At 69.6% G+C, this 20,454-nt stretch carries 8 protein-coding genes; 4 read left to right on the top strand and 4 right to left on the bottom strand.

The window, feature by feature from the left end; all coding sequences use genetic code 11:
- Nucleotides 1-26 precede the first annotated feature (26 nt).
- From OHT52_RS04980 to OHT52_RS04990, 3 genes are all read right to left on the bottom strand, one after another.
- Complete coding sequence (locus OHT52_RS04980) at nt 27-596, bottom strand: DUF305 domain-containing protein (protein WP_328718910.1); 570 nt, start codon at nt 594-596, stop codon at nt 27-29.
- Nucleotides 572-1,942 (bottom strand): DUF1996 domain-containing protein, encoded by a 1,371-nt coding sequence (locus OHT52_RS04985; protein ID WP_328718911.1) that lies wholly within the window; start codon nt 1,940-1,942, stop codon nt 572-574. Before OHT52_RS04985 ends, OHT52_RS04980 begins: the two co-directional genes overlap by 25 nt.
- Before the next feature lie 371 nt (nt 1,943-2,313).
- The gene (locus tag OHT52_RS04990; protein WP_328718912.1) at nt 2,314-4,035 is read right to left on the bottom strand and encodes a discoidin domain-containing protein; all 1,722 of its coding nucleotides are present in this window, start codon (nt 4,033-4,035) and stop codon (nt 2,314-2,316) included.
- Between the two features lie 340 nt (nt 4,036-4,375).
- On the opposite strand from OHT52_RS04990, the gene OHT52_RS04995 reads away from it, so the two are divergent.
- A complete protein-coding gene (locus tag OHT52_RS04995; RefSeq protein WP_328718913.1) occupies nt 4,376-5,368 on the top strand; it encodes a LacI family DNA-binding transcriptional regulator in 993 nt (330 codons plus the stop codon).
- A 372-nt stretch (nt 5,369-5,740) separates the two neighbouring features.
- On the opposite strand, the gene OHT52_RS05000 is transcribed toward OHT52_RS04995, so the two are convergent.
- Nucleotides 5,741-6,244 (bottom strand): GNAT family N-acetyltransferase, encoded by a 504-nt coding sequence (locus tag OHT52_RS05000; RefSeq protein ID WP_328718914.1) that lies wholly within the window; start codon nt 6,242-6,244, stop codon nt 5,741-5,743.
- 767 nt (nt 6,245-7,011) lie between these two features.
- Between OHT52_RS05000 and OHT52_RS05005 the strand changes: the two genes are divergently transcribed.
- From OHT52_RS05005 to OHT52_RS05015, 3 genes are read left to right on the top strand one after another with little or no spacing between them, the layout of a single operon-like run.
- Nucleotides 7,012-13,329 (top strand): protein kinase domain-containing protein, encoded by a 6,318-nt coding sequence (locus OHT52_RS05005; RefSeq protein WP_328718915.1) that lies wholly within the window; start codon nt 7,012-7,014, stop codon nt 13,327-13,329.
- A 28-nt stretch (nt 13,330-13,357) separates the two neighbouring features.
- Nucleotides 13,358-16,279 (top strand): DEAD/DEAH box helicase, encoded by a 2,922-nt coding sequence (locus OHT52_RS05010; RefSeq protein WP_328718917.1) that lies wholly within the window; start codon nt 13,358-13,360, stop codon nt 16,277-16,279.
- Nucleotides 16,279-20,439 (top strand): Eco57I restriction-modification methylase domain-containing protein, encoded by a 4,161-nt coding sequence (locus OHT52_RS05015; protein WP_328718918.1) that lies wholly within the window; start codon nt 16,279-16,281, stop codon nt 20,437-20,439. Before OHT52_RS05010 ends, OHT52_RS05015 begins: the two co-directional genes overlap by 1 nt.
- The last annotated feature ends 15 nt before the right edge of the window (nt 20,440-20,454 follow it).

Consider the following 20,454-nt stretch of genomic DNA (forward strand, 5'->3'; position numbering starts at 1 on the left):
GTCGCGCGCCCTCCCCGGCCGTGCCGTCACGACCGTGCCCGCGCCGCGCTCAGTTCGTCCAGCCGGGAGGCCGCTGCGGCCGTGTTCTTGGCGATGGCCGCCGCCAGGTCCTTCGCCCGGTCCGCCCGGCCTCGGGCTCGCTCGCCGGCACAGAGCACCCCGGACTGCGTGAAGTGGGCGCCCAGCGCGTCAGTGAGCATCCGGTCGAACGCCTGGCCGTTCGCGTCGGCTGCCTGACGAAGGATGTCGAGGCTGACCATGCCCGGCATGTCGTGCCCCTCGTGGGGACGGGTGTCGGGGACGCCCGAGAGCCGCAGGACCGCGCGCAAGCGGCGCAGGTCCGCACGGAGCGTCGATCCGGTGTCCGCAGCCAGGGCTGCCAGGGCCGGGTCCGCCGTGCGGGAGGGCGCAAGATCGGTCAGGAGCCGCGCCCGCTCGGACATCGGGATCATCAGGAGGATCCACGCGCTGTCGGTGGCGTTGAAGGCCTGTGCCGACGCTCCGGCTGTCGGCTGCTCGGTGCAGCCGACAGCCGGCAGCGCCAACGCCACGACGCATGCGGACCACTGGGTCAGAACGTGCCGGCGGAGTTGCACTTGGCCTTCTGGTTGATGCAGTCCTTCACCCGGTGTCCGAGAGCGGCGTTGTCCCAGGCGTTGAAGAAGTCGCCGTGGATGGACGACGCCATGCCCGACGCGAGGCGGAAGCCGCCGGCGCTGCCGCTGGTCGGGTAACTGGTGACGAAGGAGAGGTTGGGGATGGCGACGGGGTAGGCACCGCTGCACTTGCCGTCGTAGGTGAACGCCACGTGCGACTTGTGGTCGGGGCTGTCGAGGTTCTTGCCGTCCCAGCAGTCGGGGAAGACCAGTTGGTGGGTGAGATGGGCCGTGGGCGCGCACACCGGCCAGTTGCCGTCGGTGCTGCGCCCGGTCTCACCGCCCTGACCGGCACACCAGAACTGTCCGGGTGATCCCGCCGGGGTGGGTGTCTGCGTCTTGGCGCTGCCCGCGATCATGCGGAACCCCTGCGGGAAGGGAACGGTCGCCGCGGGGTCGGTCAGGCGGGAACCGTAGTAGACGATCATGCCCTCCGGTTCGACAGCCTTGTCGCCCTCGTAAAGGGTGGGGATCCAGTACGCCGAGAGGTCGACGGCAGGGGTGCAGCTGGTCGGCGTGCTGGCCTGCAGCGACTCGGACGTGGAGAACGCGTCGGTGCTCTTGTTGCCGAAGAAGCTGTGCATGTGGGAGGCACCGGGCAGTCCCGGCAGAACGATGGGGTCGTCCGGCTTGGAGTGACTGTAGGTGCAGGTGGCGTTGAACTCCGGCACCCGGACCGTGGTCGCGGGCACCGCGGCCGGTGTCATCGCGCGGAACTGCGCCAGCTGCGCGTTCCACTTGGCCTGGTCGACGGGGACCCATCCGGCCGCCGCGCTGTCTCCCTCAGCGGCGAAGGAGAACCAGTTGATGTTGACGAAGTCGCCGGGTGTCGTGCCGCGCAGCACGGCGAACACCGTCTGCGCACCGGTGGGATGAGAGGTGACGTCGGTGGTCAGGGTCGACCAGTTCTGCCAACCTCCGGTCGGGGAAACCGGTATGACGGCGAGCAGCGGCCCGGTCAGGGCCGCGGTACGCAGCTCCACCGTGCCCGAGCCGACGGCGGAAGCGGCCCGGGCCGAGACCGTCAGCCGACCGGCTCCGCCGAGGTCGACGTTGTCAAAGCGCATCCAGTCGCCGTCGGCGAGGTACGCGGCGTTCTGCCCGCCGCCGGTGTCCGCGGTCGTCTCCAGGGCGACGCCGGACTGGGCCGCGTAGGACTCGGCCTGGACCGTGACCGTCGCGGCCTGCGCCTGAGGGGCCGAGACGGTCAGACTCAACGCGGCGGCCAGCACGACCACCAGAGCGCTCACCGACAGGGTGTACAGAGGAACGGGAAATCTGCGCATGTCACTTCCTCACGGGCTGGGGGGTGAAGACCGAGGGTGAAGACCTGCTTCGTGCCGGAGCACGGTGACGCGGAGAGAGGGAGAGCCGGACGGCGGCCGTGTCCCGGCGCGATCGAGGCCGTGTGTCGAAAGTCCCGCCTGTCCGGCGACGCCCGGCACGCACGCTCGCCGCGTTGTCGGGGTCGCCCCGATACGTCCAGTATCGGGGCGCCCCTCCGCCTTGCGGTCGCACGCACCGGACGCCGCCGGACCCGCCCTCCGGGCGGACGGCGCCACTTTCGACACACGCCCTAGGTGACCCGGGCCGCCCCGCGCATCGGGCGGAGCGGCCCGTGATCATGGTGCACACGGGAGTGCTTGAGGCACCGGGACTACTGGTAGACGCGCACGTAGTCGACGAGCATCTTGGAGGGGAACGGCGTGCCGGCGTCCGTCGGCCCCGGCCAGTCGCCTCCGACCGCCAGGTTGAGGATCATGTAGTGCGGGTGGTCGAAGATCCACGGACCACGTGTCTGCTCCACCTGGTCCTTGTCGAGGGTGAAGACGATCCGGCCGTCGAGGCTGTAGGTGATGCCTCGGCTGTTCCAGTCGGCGACCCAGGTGTGGTAGTCGTCGGAGAAGTCGGCGTTCCCGGGCAGGGTGTACGGTGCGCCGATGCCGCCTCCGCCGTTGTACGCGGGCGCGTGGACGGTCGAGTACGCCGTCTTCACGTCCTTGCCGAGGATCTCCATGATGTCGACCTCGCCGTTGTACGGCCACGGCCGGCCTGTCAGGAAGTCGGCGCCCATCATCCAGAACGCGGGCCACAGACCGTTGCCCTTGGGAACCTTGATGCGCGCCTCGACGCGCCCGTAGGTGAACTGGAAGGTCGCGCCGGTGTTCATCCGTGCCGAGGTGTACTGACAGGTGGTACTGCCGCTCAGCGGGTCGGCCGGGCACGACGACCCGGCGGTTGTCTCCTTCCGCGCCTCCATCACCAGGTGCCCCGCTCCGTCCAGTGCGGCGTTGCGGTGATCGGTGTAGTACTCCAGCTCGTTGTTGGGCCCGACGCCCGGATCGGCCCTCCACTTCGACGAGTCGGGCTTGACACCCGCCACGCCGTCGAATTCGTCGCTCCACACGAGCCGCGGCGGGTTCGCGGGGTCGCTCGGCAGCGGCGGAGCCGGTATCGGAGCGCCGCCCGTGCCGTACACCTGGAACTCCCACAGCGAGTAGCCGTAGGGGGTGGCGCGCTGCGTCCCGTACATCCGCACGTAACGGCCGGTGCCCGATACGGCGAGCGTCTGCTTGAAGCCCGTGCCGGACGTCGTCGAGTAGATCGGCGTCCAGTCGGCTCCGTTCGACGAGACCTGGATCTGGAAGGACTTGGCGTAGGCGGGATCCCATTGCAGGACCACCTTGTCGATCTGTGCCGTCGCGCCGAGATCGACGGAGATCCAGCCGGGATCGGTCCATCCGGTAGCGGGGCTCGTGGCCCAGCGGGAGGCCGGGTCCCGGTCGAAGGCCCTGGCCGGCGTGCACTCCCAGCAGTTCGAGTCGCCCTGGGAGGAAGAAGCGGCGCCCGGCCTGCCGTAGGAGAGGAGTCGGCCCGCGTCGCCGGGATTGCCCGTGCCTGCGGTCCCGTAGACCTGGAACTCCCACAGCGAGTAGCCGTACTGCGTGGCGCGCTGCGTCCCGTACATGCGCACATAGCGGCCGGTGCCCGATACGGCGAGGTTCTGGACGCCGCCCGTGCCCGTCGCCGACTGGTGGACCACGGTCCAACTCACCGCGTCGCTGGAGACCTCGATCCTGAACGCCTTGCCGTAGGCGGCCTCCCAGTTGAGGACGACCCGGCTGATCCCGGCACTGGCCCCGAGGTCGATCTGGATCCACTGCGGGTCCGCGAAGCCGCTGGACCAGCGCGTCCCGGGGTCGCCGTCGACGGCGCTCTGAGCGACGAAGGGGGCCTCGGTGCTGGAAGCGGTGGTGGGCTTCCCCTGTGAGAGCAGAACCTCCGCCGCCTGGGCGGACGGGGCGGGGAGAGCGGTGAGGGCGAGAGTCGAGGCCACGAGGGCCAGAAGTAAGGCGAAGCGACGGAGCAGGGTGTGCAAGGCGACTCCTCAAGTGCGGGGTGAGGGAGAGGAAGGGCTTCGGGGAGCGCTCCCTGGAAGGGAGGATGGATGTGCATGACAAGGCTGTCAATACCTCTCTCACCTCGAAAAAACAGCCTCCTCACGCGTGGAAGGAGCTGAGGGAACGGTCCCTCAGGAACCGTTCCCCATACGGTCGGACAACGGGAGGGCGGCAAATGGAACGCACCCGTACCCCGCCCTCGCCACTCCGGCCTGCGGATACGCTGCTCACATCGCCATGACGCAGAGCCGGAGGTCGCCCGATGAGAAAACCCGCCCCGCGCAGGGCCCCGGGCGGCGGCACGGGGGACGGACCCGCATGAGACGCCCCACTCTCGAAGTGGTCGCCGCCCGGGCGGGCGTGTCCAAATCGAGCGTCTCCCGCGTCATCAACGGCGAGACGACGGTCGCCCCGCAGATCCGGGACGTCGTCATGCGCGCTGTCCGCGAACTGGGCTACGTGCCCAACGGGGCGGCACGCAATCTCGTCACCCGCCGCACGGACACCGTCGCCGTCGTGGTCTCCGACCCGCCGCAGGGAGTCGTCTCCGACGACCCCCTCTTCTCCGCCGTGGTGCGGGCCGTCAGCAGAGAGCTCGAGAAAGCGGGCAAACGGCTCGTGCTCATGCTCGCGGAGTCGGACCAGAGCCGGACCAGGGTCGTGCAGTACATCGCCGGCGGCCACGTGGACGGTGTGCTCCTGGTCGCCCTGCACGGCACGGATCCGCTGCCGGCCGCACTGGCGCGGCAGGGCCTGCCGGTCGTGTCCTTCAACCGCACCTCCGCCCAGGACGTGCCGTACGTGGCGCTGGACAACGCCGGCGGAGCGGCACTGGCCGTGCGTCACCTCCTGGAGCGCGGACGACGCCGGATCGCCACCATCACCGGGCCGCTCGAACTGTACGAAGCGCGCGAACGTCTCGACGGCTACCGCCGGACCCTGCGTGACACCGGCAGGCGCTCCATCGTGGCACTGGGCGACTTCACCAGAACCTCCGGCGCCGAAGCCATGCGGCAACTCCTGGAGGACGACCCCGACCTCGACGCGGTGTTCGCGGCCAACGACCTGATGGCGATCGGCGCGCTGCGCACCCTTCACCGAGCGGGCCGACGTGTCCCCGACGACGTGGCGGTCATCGGCTTCGACGACATAGAAGCCGCGGCCTACACCAGCCCCGCCTTGACCTCGGTACGCAGCCCGATGGCCGACCAGGCCACCGCCGCCGTCCACCTGCTCCTCGGCCTGATCGACGGCGGCCCCGCGACGCCGGTGATCATGCCGAACGCACTCGTGGTGCGCGAGTCGACCTGATCAGTACGGCTCGGGCCGTACACCCCGACCCTGGAACGAAGCCGGCACCGGCAGCAACGACCGGACAGCCGCCCGCCTTCGCGTCCGTCGTGTCCGACGGACACCGGCGCACCCGGTCCGGATGACCGGGTGCGTCTCCGTACACGCGCGCAGGGCAACCGCACGACACGGCAGCCGAGTTGAGGTCTACATGCTCGGGCACGCACAACGAGGACTACGAGGGCAACAGGGCCTCCGGGAACCAGTCGGAATGGGATCGCACCCCCCGAGCTGCCTGGAGCCCCTGCCTTCACGTGCTGAAACAGCCGCGGTCAACCGATCGAGACCCGCGTTCGATCGACAGCCTTCGACATCGGTACGGGCAACAACCACCTACGCGTCGGGATGCTCCGGCAGGGCGAGCCAGTCCGACCAGGAGATCTCGCGGCCGAGGAAGCGCGGCTGCTCGAACGGCCAGTCGGCGGCGATCCACTGCGGCACCAGCGCGTCGAGGGCCTGCTCGACCTTGCCGTCCACCAGCTCGTCCACCACCCACCAGGAGATCTCTCCGTCCGCACCGGCCCTCTCCGGCGGGTCGATGTAGACACAGCCGAGCAGAGCTGTCTCCGCCGCGTCGAACAGCGCGTAGTTGAAGGACTGGTGCGCGGCGATCTCCCTCTCGTGCCGCAACAGGTCTGCCTGGTCGGCCTCGTAGGTCATGGTGGCCGCGGGCCAGCCCCACGCCGGGCCGAAGATGGTCCACAGCCGCTCGCGCGAACCCATCACAGCCGGATAGTCGAGCGGGGTGTCCGCCTCCCGGATCGGCCGCAGGTGATGGCCACCGCCCGGCAGCGGTACCAGGACGGGGTGGACGAAGTCATCGGGAAGCCAGCTCATGGCGCCCGACCGTAGCAGCGCGCGTGGTGGAGGGTAGCAACGGCCTCGACGATGCCCGCGCTCCGGCTCATGCCGCAGCCGAGTGCGAGGAGGTGCCAACACCGGAAGGTGCCATGACCTACTCGCCGAGACGACGGATCCTGCCGTGCGTGCTGCTGCGCCGCCGCTGGTAAGGATCCGGTTGGCGTCCTCCTGGTGGGGGTGATTTGCGGGCGCGAGTGGCGGGCGAAGCCCGTGAGGATCGCGGGCTCGCGCACGTCGCTGTCCAGAGCCGCGGTAGCCGAGGGCGCCCGAGGCCGGCGCCACGCAGGTGGGCCCGGGGGTGGCCTCGGCGAGCCGCGGTGGCGTCGCGGATCCTCGCCCTGACCGACGAGAAAGCGCCGCCTGATCCGCATATCCGCAGCGCAGCCAGACCGCAAGACCCATTCCAATCGTTCCGCGATCAGTACGGCCACCTCGAAGCGGAGGGTAAGCACGCACTGTCGGATGGTCATCGCGACGGCATGCCCCCCCCCACGCGATCATCGTTTCCCCTGCCGAAGGCACAGTGGGAACCACTTCGTCCACGGCCGTCCCGCTGAAAGCGGCCCGAGCACGGGAAGCACCTCCTCACCCCCGCACTTAGTGATTAACTGAGTAAACACATCGACTCTCCGCATCGAGGTCGCCCGACGTGTGCAGTCCCGACAGGCGGAGACGCGTCCCGGGAGTATGCCCGCCTCTGCGACCATGAAAGTGGGAGCACGGCGCGAAGGAGAGGGGCGGCAGTGACCGAGCGGCTGATCGGAGGCAGGTTCCGTACGAACGGGGCCATCGGGGCGGGAAACATGGGAGAGGTACACCGCGCCGAGGACCTGCACCGGCCCGAGGGCGATCCCGCACGCACCGTTGCCGTGAAGACCATGCTCCGGCGTCGCTCCGGCGGCCTGATCGACACGGGTCCCGAGAGCAAGGCGGTCCAGCGGTTCGCCCGCGAGGTCCGAATCATGCGTCGCCTCGACCACCCCAATCTCACGCGGCTCATAGACGGTGGTGTCGACGAGTCCGACGGCGGACGCCCCTACCTCGTCATGGAGTACCTGGACGGCGAGACCCTCCGCGACCTGATCGCGGAGGAGCGGCAGCTTCCGATCGCCTGGACGGTGGCGATCGGCGTACAGATCGCCGCCGGCCTCGCCGCCGCGCACACGGCGGGCGTCGTCCACCGCGATCTGAAGCCGGCGAACACCATGCTGGTCACGGGCGGCACGGTGAAGGTCCTCGACTTCGGCATGGGCCGGATCGCCGACGACCCGGAGGAGACCCGTCTCACCAGTACCGGCGTCAGCGTCGGCACCGCCCGCTACATGGCCCCTGAGCAGTTCGAAGCGCGCCAGGTGACCCAGGCCGCGGACCTCTACGCGCTCGGCTGCGTGCTCTACGAAATGCTGGCGGGCGTGCCCCCGTTCACCAGCGGCTCGGCGTACGAGCTGGCGCGCAAGCACGTGGAGGAGGTGCCTACGTCCGTCCGGCTCGCACGACCCGCCACCCCCGCCGGGCTCGTACGCCTCGTGAACCGGTTGTTGGCGAAGGACCCCGCCGAGCGGCCAGCCGACGCGTTCGCCGTCCGCGACGCACTGCTGCCCCTGCTCGCCGAGGCCCGCGCCGCAGACGGCACGGATCCCGCCGACGAGACCTCCGCGCTCCCCCACTGGAGCGCCCTCGATCCAGTCCGCGCGCTCCGTCCCGCCACCCCAGCAGCAGTCGCCCCGCCACTGGCGGCGGTCGGAATGCGGCCCCGCGCAATCACCGGCACGGGCTCCGGCATGGACGTCTTCGGCCTGCACCGCTCCCTCATCAAGGACTACCGCTCCTTCACCGAGGGCGGCACCGTCATCCGGGACGACCGCATCGCGGCCTTCGTGGAGAAGGACCTCGACGCCAAGTCCCAGTGGCCGAATCCCTGGCTGTCCCTCAACCCCTTCTTCGCGAGCGGGGGCACGGTGGTCGAGCTGGCAGGCCAAGGCGTGCTGCACCGCGAGTGCGCCCAGATCTTCCAGTCCCGAAAAACGCCCGACGGCAGCGTGTGCGACGGACGCCCGTTGACCCTGCACCAGCATCAGCGCGAGGCGATCGACGCCGCCGCCTCCGGCGACTCGTACGTCCTGACCACCGGCACCGGTTCCGGCAAGTCCCTCTCCTACATCGTCCCGATCGTCGACCGAGTGCTGCGGGAGCGGGAGGCCGCCGGGCCCCGGTCCGGCAAGCGGGTACGGGCGATCGTCGTGTACCCGATGAACGCGCTCGCCAACAGCCAGTTGAAGGAGCTGGAGAAGTATCTCCGGGACGGCTACGGCAGCGGCCACGAGCCGGTCACCTTCGCCCGCTACACCGGGCAGGAGGACGACGCCCGCCGCAAGGAGATCCGGGACGATCCGCCGGACATCCTCCTCACCAACTACGTCATGCTGGAACTGATGCTGACCCGGCCGGCCGACCGCGCCAGCCTCATCAGCATGGCCCGCGGCCTGGACTTCCTCGTCTTCGACGAACTGCACACCTACCGTGGCCGACAGGGCGCCGATGTCGCCCTGCTGATCCGCCGGGTCCGGGAAGCGTGCCAGGCCGAAGGCCTCCAGTGCGTCGGCACGTCGGCCACCATGTCCACCGAGGGCAGCGTCGACGATCAGCGCAGGGTCGTGGCCGACACCGCCACCACACTCTTCGGCACGCCCGTCTACCCGCGCAACGTGATCGTCGAGACGCTGATCCGGGCCACCGACGAGGCACCGGAATCCGTGACGGCCGAGCGGCTGCGCGCGCCGGCGGCGCCTCGTGCCTACGGCGACCTGGTACGCGACCCGCTGGCACGCTGGATCGAGACCCGTTTCGGCCTGGCCGTGGACGGAGGTCGGCTGGTCCGTCGGCAGCCCGCGAGGATCGAGGAGGCCGCGCAGGAGCTCGCGGAGGCGTCCGGGCTCGACGCCGAAAGGTGCGTGGAGGCGATCCGCTCCACCCTGGAGGCAGGCTCCGAGGCACGGCATCCGGTGACCGAGCGGCCACTGTTCGCGTTCCGGCTGCACCAGTTCCTCTCCAAGGGCGACACCGTGTACGTCACCCTGGAGAACAAGCTCTCCCGTCACCTCACCCGCTCCTACCAGCTGGAACAGCCGAACAGTGGCGGCAAGTTGCTGATGCCGCTGGCGTTCTGCCGGGAGTGCGGCCAGGAGTACCTCACCGTCTGGCGCACCGAGAAGGACGGGGAGGTCCGCTACGAAGCGCGGCGGGACACCTCCGCGACCGGCGGCCGGCAGGGTGACGGCTATCTGTACGTCGACCACGACCGCCCCTGGCCCACCGGCGTCCAGTACGCGGTGGACGACCGCCGACTGCCCGAGTCCTGGCTCGAACTGGACGACCGGGGCCAGGAGGTCGTCAAGAAGTCGTACCGCGACCGGGTACCGCGGGCCGTCACCGTCGACCCGCGGGGGCAGGAGGGACAGGGCGAGCTGCGTGCCGCGTTCATCGCGTCGCCGTTCCTCTTCTGCCTGCACTGCGGAGTGGCGTACGAGCAGACCCGGGGCAAGGACTTCGCGAAGCTGGCGACCCTGGACCAGGAAGGCCGTTCCTCGGCGACGTCGCTGATCTCGGCATCGGTGGTCCGCTCGCTGAAATCGGTTCCCGAGGACGCCCTCGACAAGGAGGCACGCAAGCTCCTCACCTTCGTCGACAACCGGCAGGACGCCTCGCTCCAGGCCGGACATTTCAACGACTTCGTGCAGATCACGCAGTTGCGCGGCGCACTCCACCGCGCGGCGCTCGACTCCGGCGAGGACGGCATCCACCACGAGGACCTCGCGTCCCTCGTGGGCAGTGCGCTCGGACTCGACCCGGTCGACTACACGGGCAGGGACGACCTGGCACCGTCACTCGCCCGCAACGCCGCCAAGACCCTGCGCGACGTGATCGCCTTCCGTCTCTACCTGGATCTGGAACGCGGCTGGCGCATCACCATGCCCAATCTTGAGCAGACCGGGCTCTTGGAGATCGATTACGAGGACCTGGACTGGGTGGCCGCCAAGGACGAACGGTGGGCCGACGCCCACGAGTCGCTGCGCAACGCCGATCCCGCGCTGCGCGCCGAGATCGTGAAGGCGCTGCTCAACGAAATGCGCCGCTCGCTCGCGATCGACGTGTCGTACTTCCGTGAGGATTTCGAGGCGCTGCAGCGGGCGAGCGAGGAACGTCTGGTCGACCCGTGGGTCCTCTCCGCCTCCGACCGGCCCAAGGTCGGGACCGCGTACCCGCACCCCTCCCGTCCGGGCATGGACCGCTCGGCGCTCTTCCTGTCCGCGCGCGGCAAGTTCGGCAAATACCTCGCGCGGGCGGATTCTTCGTTCAGGACGCTCGACACCGGCGATCTCCAGTTGGTCATCGAGGACCTGCTCAAGGTGCTGACCGCGGCGGGCCTCGTCAACGAATCCGCGGACGCACCCGAGCGGGCGGGCCGCTACCGCCGTACGAACGCGCCCGTCCCGACCGGCTACCGGGTCGCGGCACAGTCCCTGATCTGGCGGGCGGGCAAGGGCGAGACGGGCACGCACGACCCTCTGACGCGGACGTACCAGAGCGGTGACGGTCCACGCGTCAACACCTTCTTCCGCGATCTCTACAAGGACGCGGCCGGTTCCCTGTCCGGCCTGTTCGCGCGCGAGCACACGGCGCAGGTGTCGCCGCAGGAGCGGGAGGAGCGCGAGGAGGCGTTCCGCAAGGCGGAGCTGAAGCTGCTGTACTGCTCACCGACGATGGAGCTGGGCGTCGACATCTCGTCCCTCAACGCGGTGATGATGCGCAACGTGCCGCCCACCCCGGCGAACTACGCGCAGCGCTCCGGCCGTGCGGGCCGCAGCGGGCAGCCCGCCCTGGTCACCACGTACTGCGCGACCGGCAACAGTCATGACCAGTACTACTTCCGCCGCTCGGAGCGGATGGTGGCGGGCACGGTCGCACCGCCACGCCTGGATCTCGCCAACGAGGACCTGGTCCTGTCGCACCTGCAGGGGATCTGGATCGCGGAGGCCGGTCTGAAGCTGGGCCGCGCCATCCCCCAGGTGCTCGACGTGTCCTATGCGGACTCCAACGAGCGTCCCGCACCTGCCCTGGGGCTCCACCCCGAGATCCTCGCCGCCTCTCTCGACGAGTCCGCCAGGCGGCGGACAGTCGACTCCGCGCAGCGTGTCCTCGGACCGCTGCTGCGGGACTTCGCGGAGACGACCTGGTGGTACGACGAGTGGATCCAGGACCGGGTGCGGACGGTGGCCGACCGTTTCGACGAGGCGTTCGACCGCTGGCGCAAGCTCTTCACGGCAGCGCTCGACGACCAGTACATCCAGAACAGGCGCCGTCTCGACTACAGCCTGACCGAGAAGGAGCGCATCTGGGCCAATGGCCGGCGCCGGGAGGCCGAGACCCAGCTCAACCTGCTGATGAACGAGAGTGCCGACAGCAAGTCGGTCCTCTCCGACTTCAACCCGTACCGCTACCTGGCGTCCGAGGGGTTCCTGCCCGGGTACAGCTTCCCACGGCTGCCCCTCGCCGCGTACATCCCGACCGTCGGCCGTCGGCGCGGCGACGGCGATTACCTCCAGCGCCCCCGCTTCCTCGCCATCCGCGAGTTCGGGCCGGGAGCCCTGATCTACCACGAGGGCGCCCGCTACCAGGTGACGCGCATCCAGCTCCCGCCGGACTCCTCGGGCGACCTGGCCACCAGCGAGGCCCGCCGGTGCGCGCACTGCGGCTACCACCACGACCCGGAACTGCGCGCCGACCGCTGCCAGATGTGCGACGAGCTCCTCGGCGCGGGTACGTACGGCCTGCTCCAACTGCACACCGTGTACACCACCCGCCGCGAGAGGATCTCCTCCGACGAGGAGGAACGGCGTCGCGCCGGCTACCGGCTGGAGACCTCGTACCGCTTCCACGACCGCGGTGCCCGCAAGGGCCGGCTCGACGCGTCGGTGACCGACGCGTCGGGAGCTCCGATCGCCACGCTCGCCTACGGGGATTCCGCGACGGTCCGGATCACCAACACGGGCCGTGTCCGCGCCAAGAGCGACGAGCCGCCGGGCTACTGGCTCGATCTCGCCGACGGCCGCTGGATGAACGACCGCGACGCGGCGGACGCGTCCGGCGATTCCAGCGAGCTGCCGGTGATCGACGCGGACGGCAACGAGCGACGCCGCAAGAAGCGCGTCATCCCGTACGTCGAGGACCGTCGCAACATCCTCGTCGTGACGCTCGAAGAGGCCCTGCCCGAGCCGGTCGCGCTCTCTCTCATGTACGCGCTGGAGCGGGGCATCGAGGCGGCGTTCGAGCTGGAGGACTCGGAGCTCAACAGCGAGCTGCTGCCCCCGGACGACGGTCCTCGGCGCCGCATCCTGTTCACGGAGGCCGCAGAGGGCGGCGCGGGCGTGTTGCGCCGTCTCCAGGCCGAGAAGGGCGCCCTGGCGAAGGCGGCCCGGCAGGCCCTGGCCATCTGCCACTTCAGCGGGGACGGCCGAGATCTGGGCGGCCCGCACGAGGACCGGCCGTGTGCCCTCGGCTGCTACGAATGCCTGTTGACGTACGGCAACCAGCTCAACCACTCCCTGATCAACCGGCACACGGTCCGGGAGGCCCTGGTCCGTCTGGCGTCGGCGGAGTCGACGAAGGAAGGACGGGGCGAGTCGCGCACCGAGCAGCTCCGCCGGCTCCTCGGCCGGACGCCGCAGGAGCCGACCGCGGCGGAGACCTCGGTGGCGGAGGCCATCGCTCAGGACAATCTGGTGACGTGGCTGGGCGCCCGCGGACTCCGCCTTCCGGACGAGAAGGAAACCCTGATCACCGAGGCCAACGTCCTCGCGGACTACGTGTACCGGCTCCCGGGGGTGAATCTCGCGGTCTTCGTGGACAGCCCCGGGACGGAAATGACCGCACTGCGCGACGAGGACGCCGAGGAGCGGCTCCTGGACGCCCGCTGGGACTTCGTCCGCTTCCCGCACGACGCGGACTGGGACGAGGTCGTCGCCCCGCACGCCCGCTACTTCGGCACCCCGTCCGCCCACTGACCTTTCATCCGAGGACTTGACGATCCACATGACACTCACGTACACGGCGGGATCCCTGGTGACGGCCCGCGGCCGCGAATGGGTGGTGCTCCCCGAGAGCGAGCCCGATCTGCTGGTGCTGCGGCCGCTGGGCGGTTCCGACGACGACATCGCCGCGGTGTTCCCGGCGTTCGAGGAGGTCAAGGGAGCCGAGTTCGCGGCGCCCGAGGCCGACGACCTCGGCGACCAGCGCGCGGCGGGACTTCTGCGTACCGCGCTGCGCATCGGCTTCCGCTCCGGGGCGGGCCCGTTCCGCTCGCTCGCCGGCATCGCGGTGGAGCCCCGGGCCTACCAGCTGGTGCCACTGCTGATGGCGCTGCGGCACAAGACGGTCCGGATGCTGATCTCGGACGACGTCGGTATCGGCAAGACGGTCGAGGCGGGTCTGATCGCGAGCGAACTCCTCGCCCAGGGCGAGGCCACGGGGCTGGCGGTGCTCTGCTCCCCCGCGCTCGCCGAGCAGTGGCAGCAGGAGCTGCGGTCCAAGTTCGGCATCGACGCGGAACTCGTCCTGTCCTCCACCGTCTCGCGCCTCGAACGCGACCTGGACATGGGCCAGTCGCTCTTCGACCGGCACCCGAACGTGATCGTCTCGACCGACTTCATCAAGTCCCCGCGCCACCGCGACGACTTCGTCCGCCACTGCCCGGACCTGGTGATCGTGGACGAGGCCCACACCTGCGTGGCCGCCGACGACACCTCGGCGGGAACGCAGAACCAGCTCCGCTACGAACTGCTGCGCCGGATCGCCGAGGACGAGACCCGCCACCTGGTTCTGGTGACCGCGACGCCGCACAGCGGTAAGCAGTCCGCGTTCCGCAACCTCCTCGGTCTGGTGAAGCCCGAGCTGGCCGCGGTGAACCTGGAGTCGGAGGCGGGCCGCAAGCTGCTCGCTCCGCACTTCGTGGCACGCAAGCGGGCCGACGTACGCCAGTACCTCACCAAGGAGGACGGGCTCGCCGACGACAGCCTCGCCGAGCGGACCGCCTTCCCTTCGGACCGCTACTTCAAGGACGAGACGTACAAGCTGTCCCCCGCCTACCGGGCCCTGTTGGACGACGCCATCGCCTACGCGAGCGACCGCGTCGAGGCGGCGGGTACCCAGGGCAAGCGGGAGGCCCGCATCGCCTGGTGGTCGGCGATCGCCCTGCTGCGTTCCCTGGTGTCCTCGCCCCGTGCGGCGTCGCAGACCCTGAGCACGCGCTCGGCCACCGCCGTGGCGGCGTCCGCCGAGGAGGCCGACCGGCTCGGTTCCTCCGTCAACAGCGACGCCGTGGACAACGGCAGCCTGGAGGGCATGGACGTGGCCCCCGGCGCGGAGACCGACGAGGCCGGCGCGCGCCTGGCGGATCTCGCCCGCCGGGCAGCCGAGTTGGAGGGGCCGGAACATGATCTCAAGCTCAAGGCGTTGATCAAGCACCTCAAGGCGCTGCTCGCCGACGGCTACCACCCCATCGTCTTCTGCCGCTACATCCCGACGGCCGAGTACGTGGCCGAGAAGCTCCAGGAGAAGGGCGGCGTCAAGGCCACCATCGAGGCCGTCACGGGCACGCTCTCGCCCCAGCAGCGCATCGAGCGGATCGAGAAGCTCGCCGAGCGGGCGGGCGACGACCCCGCGGCCCGCCGGGTCCTGATCGCCACCGACTGCCTCTCCGAGGGCGTCAACCTCCAGCACCACTTCGACGCCGTCGTCCACTACGACCTCGCCTGGAACCCGACCCGCCACGATCAGCGCGAAGGCCGGGTGGACCGCTACGGCCAGCGGCGCGACGAGGTCCGCGTCGTCACCCTGTACGGCGCCGACAACGGCATCGACGGCAAGGTCCTGGAGGTGCTGATCAAGAAGCACCGCCAGATCAAGAAGGACCTGGGCATCTCCGTCTCCGTCCCGGACGAGATGTCGACGGGCGTCACCGACGCGATCGTCGAATGGCTCCTGATGCGGGGCCGGGAAGACCAGGACGCACTGTTCGGCGCGGACGCGTTCAAGGTGAGCACGGAACGACTGGAGAGCGACTGGAACTCGGCTGCCGAGCGGGAACGGGCGTCCCGCTCGCGGTTCGCCCAGCGCTCCATCCACCCGGAGGAGGTGGCCCGCGAGGTCGTCGCGATCCGGGACGCCCTGGGCGACGTGGGCGAGATCCGTACCTTCGTACGCCACTCCCTCCAGGCGTTGAACGCGGTCCTCCGCGACAGTGGCGACGGCTTCACCGCGCAGGTGGGCGGGGCGCCCGCCGGGCTCCGGGACGCGCTCGCGCCGCTCGTCGGAGCGGACACGGTCGAGAAGGACCGGCCCATCCCCTTCCGCGACGATCCGGCCGTGGCACGCGGCGAAGCGGCCCTGGTCCGTACCGATCCGGTGGTCGGCGCCCTGGCGGCGCACGTCCTGAACACCGCATTGGACCCGGAGGCCGACGGAGCCCGGCCGGCCCGCCGTTGCGGCGTGGTCACCACCGACGCGGTGACCACGCGGACGACGCTCCTCCTCGTCCGCTACCGCTTTCACCTCACGCTGCCCTCCCGCAGCGGCGAGAAGCAGCTCATCGCCGAGGACTCCCGGCTGCTCGCCTTCCAGGGCTCCTCGAAGAAGGCCGTATGGCTGCGGCAGCAAGAAGCCATCGAGCTCCTCGATGCCTCTGCCACGGAGAACACCGACGCGCACTTCGGTGAGCGCACCATGGCTCGCCTCCTCGATCAGCTCCCCGAGGTGATCGACCACGTCTCCGCCCACGGCGACGAACTCGCCGCCGAACTCGACGCCTCGCACCGCCGGGTGCGCGCCGCGTCGGGCGAGATCGTCCGTGGTCTGACGGTGACGGTCCAGAAGCCCGCCGACATCCTCGGCACCTACGTGTACCTGCCCGCGTCTCCCGCCGCTGCCGCGGCCGCTTCCGACGGAGTGTCCGCCTGATGTCCGCCACGAGCCGCAACCAGGTGTTCACCGGCGTCCACACGGTCGGTGCGCTGCTGCCGGCCGACATGCTGGTCCGCATCTCCGAGGGCAAGTCGTCCAAGGACCTCAGAGGATTCGCCCCCGCCGACTACCGCATCGCCGGCTCCCGGTCCGTGCGCGACGAGGCCGAGCGCCACTGGGACAACCTCAAATCGCTCTGGCGCGAGCTGCGTGAGAAGCTTCCCGCCGAACCCGAGGCGTCGGTACGCCCGGACAGCACCGGTTACGCCCGTGCCAACTGGGTGGAGCCCTTGTTCGAGGCGCTGGGGTTCGGTCACCTGAGCCCGGTCGGGGCGGCCGGCATCGTCGCCTCCGACGACAGCAAGACGTTTCTGATCAGCCACCGGCGCGACAACACGCTGGTACACATCACCGCCTGGGACACCAAGTTCGACACCCGCCGCACCGCCGGCGTCCCGGCGCCGCAGTCGCTCCTCCAGGAGACGCTGAACCGCACGGAACCGCACATCTGGGCTCTGCTGACGAACGGTCGCAGAGTCCGGCTGCTGCGCGACTCCAACGCCCTCGCCACCACGTCGTACGTCGAGTTCGACCTGGAGGCGATCTTCGACGGCGAGCTGTTCAGCGAGTTCGTGCTGTTGTACCGGCTGCTGCACGCCTCCCGGTTCAACTCCCCGGACGGCGCCCCGACCCAGTGGAACTGCTGGCTGGAGGTGTGGCGGGATGCCGCGATCCGTCTCGGGGCCCGCTTCCTGGACGACATCAGCGAGGGCGTGCGCCTGGCCCTCAAGGAGCTCGGCACGGGCTTCCTGAAGCACCCGGCCAACACCGCCCTGAGGGACGGGATCAAGGCCGATGCCTACCACGCGGCCCTGCTGCGGCTCGTCTACCGTCTCCTCTTCGTCTTCGTCGCCGAGGACCGTGACGCCCTGCACCCGCCGGAGGCGACCCCGGAGGCCCGGCAGCGGTACGCGGCGTACTTCTCCACCTCCCGGCTGCGTGAACACGCGCGCCGCCGCCACGGCACCTCCCACACGGACCGGTACCAGGCCCTTTCCCTGGTCCTCGACGCCCTCGGCGACGAGGGGGGACGGAGCGAGCTGGGTCTGCCGGGTCTCGGCGGCCTCTTCGACGAGAGGGACGCGGACAAGCCGCTGCGCGGGATGAGCCTCTCCAACGAGCACCTGCTCGCCGCCATACGGCATCTCTCCGTCGTCAAGGACACGGAGGCCAATCGGTGGCGGAAGGTCGACTACCGCACGCTGGACGCCGAGGAACTGGGCGCGATCTACGAGTCGCTGCTCGCGCTCGTCCCGAAGTACAGCGTCCGGACCCTCTCCTTCGAGCTGGTCGTGAGAGCGGGCAACGAGCGTAAGAAGACCGGCTCGTACTACACCCCGAGCTCCCTCGTCGACGTCCTCCTCGACTCCACGCTCGACCCGGTGATCGACAAAGCCCAGGAGCGCGGCGAACGACGGGCCGCCGAGGCCCGGCAGACGGGCGCGGCAGCGGCGGAGACCGTGATCGCCGAGCTGCTGTCGATCACCGTCTGCGATCCGGCCTGCGGCTCGGGCCACTTCCTGGTCGCCGCGGCCCGCCGCATCGCCAAGCGGGTGGCTGCTGTCCGCCACAGCACACCGGAGCCGACGCCGGAGAGCGTGCGGCACGCCCTGCACGAGGTCGTGGCGAGGTGCGTGTACGGGGTCGACCTCAACCCGATGGCCGTGGAACTGGCCAAGGTCTCCTTGTGGTTGGAAGCCCTGGAGCCGGGCAAGGCGCTGGGCTTCCTCGACGCGCACGTCAAGCTGGGCAACGGGCTCATCGGCGCCACACCGTCACTGCTGCGGGGCGGAATCCCCGACGCGGCGTTCAAGCCGGTGGAGGGCGACGACCCCGCGGTCGCCCGCAGGTGGCAGCGGGAGAACAAGGAACAGAACGAGGGCGTCTTCACCCTCGACGCCGAGGCCGCCTCCATGATGAGCGTGACCAACGCGGCGTTCGCCTCCGAACTGCGGACCCTCGTGGACACCTCACCCACGGACAAGCTCGGCCAGGTCCGGGCGCTCGCCGACCGCTACCACCGGTGGGAACAGTCCCCCGCCTACATCAACGCCCTCCAGATCGCCGACGCCTGGTGCGCCGCGTTCATGTGGGAGAAGACGGACACGGCCCCGGTGCCGGTCACCCAGGGCGTCTTCAAGTCGCTCCAGACCCAGGAGGGCGAGGGCGCCGGCGCCCTGGAAGAGACGCACCTCGAAATCGTGCGACTGAGCCAGGAGTACCGGTTCTTCCACTGGCACCTGGAGTTCCCGGAGGTCTTCAACGTCCCGGAGGACCCGGCGACGGAAGGGGTCGACCCGGTGACGGGGTGGGCGGGCGGCTTCAGCTGCGTGCTGGGGAATCCGCCGTGGGACAAGGTCGACTTCGAGGACAAGAAGTACTTCAGCGTGGTCGAGCCGACGCTGGCCGAGATCTCCGGGACGGCGCGACGTACGGCCATCGCGGAATGGGCTGCGGAGAACCCCGAGGAGGGGGAGAGGTACGCGGCGGCGCGCCGGCGCGTGAAGTCGTCGTTCCTGTTCCTGGGATCGTCGGGGGCATACCCGCAGCTTCGGAAGGGGCTGTCGGTCAAGGGCGTCACAATGCTCCAGACTGACCAATTGTTTACGGAACGGTTTGTATCCGTTACGGCGCCGCAGGGGAGATGTGGCACGGTCGTACCGACGCAGATCGCCACGGGCGCTGGTGCGCAGTTCCTTTTCCAGGACCTGACGCGACGAGGTGCTTTGAAGCACTTGTACGACTTCGAGAACGGCAAGCGGGAGAAGCTCTTCCCGGCGGTCGACTCCCGCTACCAGTTCGCTCTGATCTCGTTGACGGGTCACGCTCTGAAGGAGGAGGCCGCGCGATTCGCGTTCTTCCTAGGGCATCCGGACGAGCTCATCGACGGCGGAGCTGTATTCGCCCTCTCGCCGGAAGAGATTGCACTCATCAACCCGAACACGGGAACGTTGCCGGTGTTCCGCACTCGCAGTGACGCCAATGTCACCGCCTCCATCCAGCGAGACGTTCCTGTGCTCGTTGAGGAGGCCGTCGACGACGGCAACCCATGGCACATCACGTTCAAGCCGACTCCGTTCCACATGACCGACGACTCCGACCTGTTCCGCAGCCGCGCCCAGTTGGAGGCGGACGGCTGGGCTCTGGAGGGAAACGTCTTCGTGCGGGACGGACAGCGCATGCTGCCTCTGTACGAGGGCAAGATGGCGCATCTCTTCGATCACCGCTGGAACCGGTACTACGGACTGGGTAATGACGATTACGAACGCGTCTCGCTGGAGGACAAGGGGGACGCGTTTGGCGTGACGCTACCGCGTCACTGGGTCCAAGAGAGCGGCCGTGTCCGTACGGTCCGCAACCACAGGGAGATCCACGTACCTGGCGTGGGCCTCCGGCTGGAGGCCCTGAAGTGGGAGCGTGACTGGCTGCTGGGTTGGCGCGACGTCGCTCGGACGACGGATGAGCGGACCGCCATCCCGGCGTTTCTCCCGAAGGTGGCTGTCGGGCACACCTTCCCTCTTATGTTCCCCGCCGGCCCTGTAGACCTCACGGCGGCAATGGTCGCTGCCCAGAGCTCTCTGGCCTTCGACTTCGTGGCCCGCCAGAAGGTCGGGGGCATTCACATGGCCCTGATGACCTGGAAGCAGCTCCCCGTCCCCCACCCCGACGATCTCGCCCCCCACACCGCCTTCATCACCCCCCGCATGCTCGAACTCGTCTACTCGTCCTGGGAGATGGAGCCCCTGGCCATCGACCTCGGCGACACCGGCGCCCCCTTCGTCTGGAAGGAGGACCGCCGAGCCCTACTCCGCGCCGAGCTCGACGCGTACTTCTTCCACCTCTACGGGGTGTCCCGCGAGGACGCCGACTACATCCTGGAGTCCTTCCAGACCGAGAACGGCGGCTTGAAGAACAACGAGATCGCCAAGTACGGCGAGTACCGCACCAAGCGCCTCGTTCTCGCCGAGTACGACCGCATGGCAGAGGCAGGTCTCACCATGAAGGCGCCTCTGATCGACGGCAAGAACTACACGTCGACTCTCACCCCTCCCCCGGGCCAGGGCCCCCGGCACCCGGCCCGGCCCGAGGCCGGCTGAGCACGGGCGAGCAGC

Source organism: Streptomyces sp. NBC_00247 (genome assembly GCF_036188265.1).
Taxonomy (GTDB): domain Bacteria; phylum Actinomycetota; class Actinomycetes; order Streptomycetales; family Streptomycetaceae; genus Streptomyces.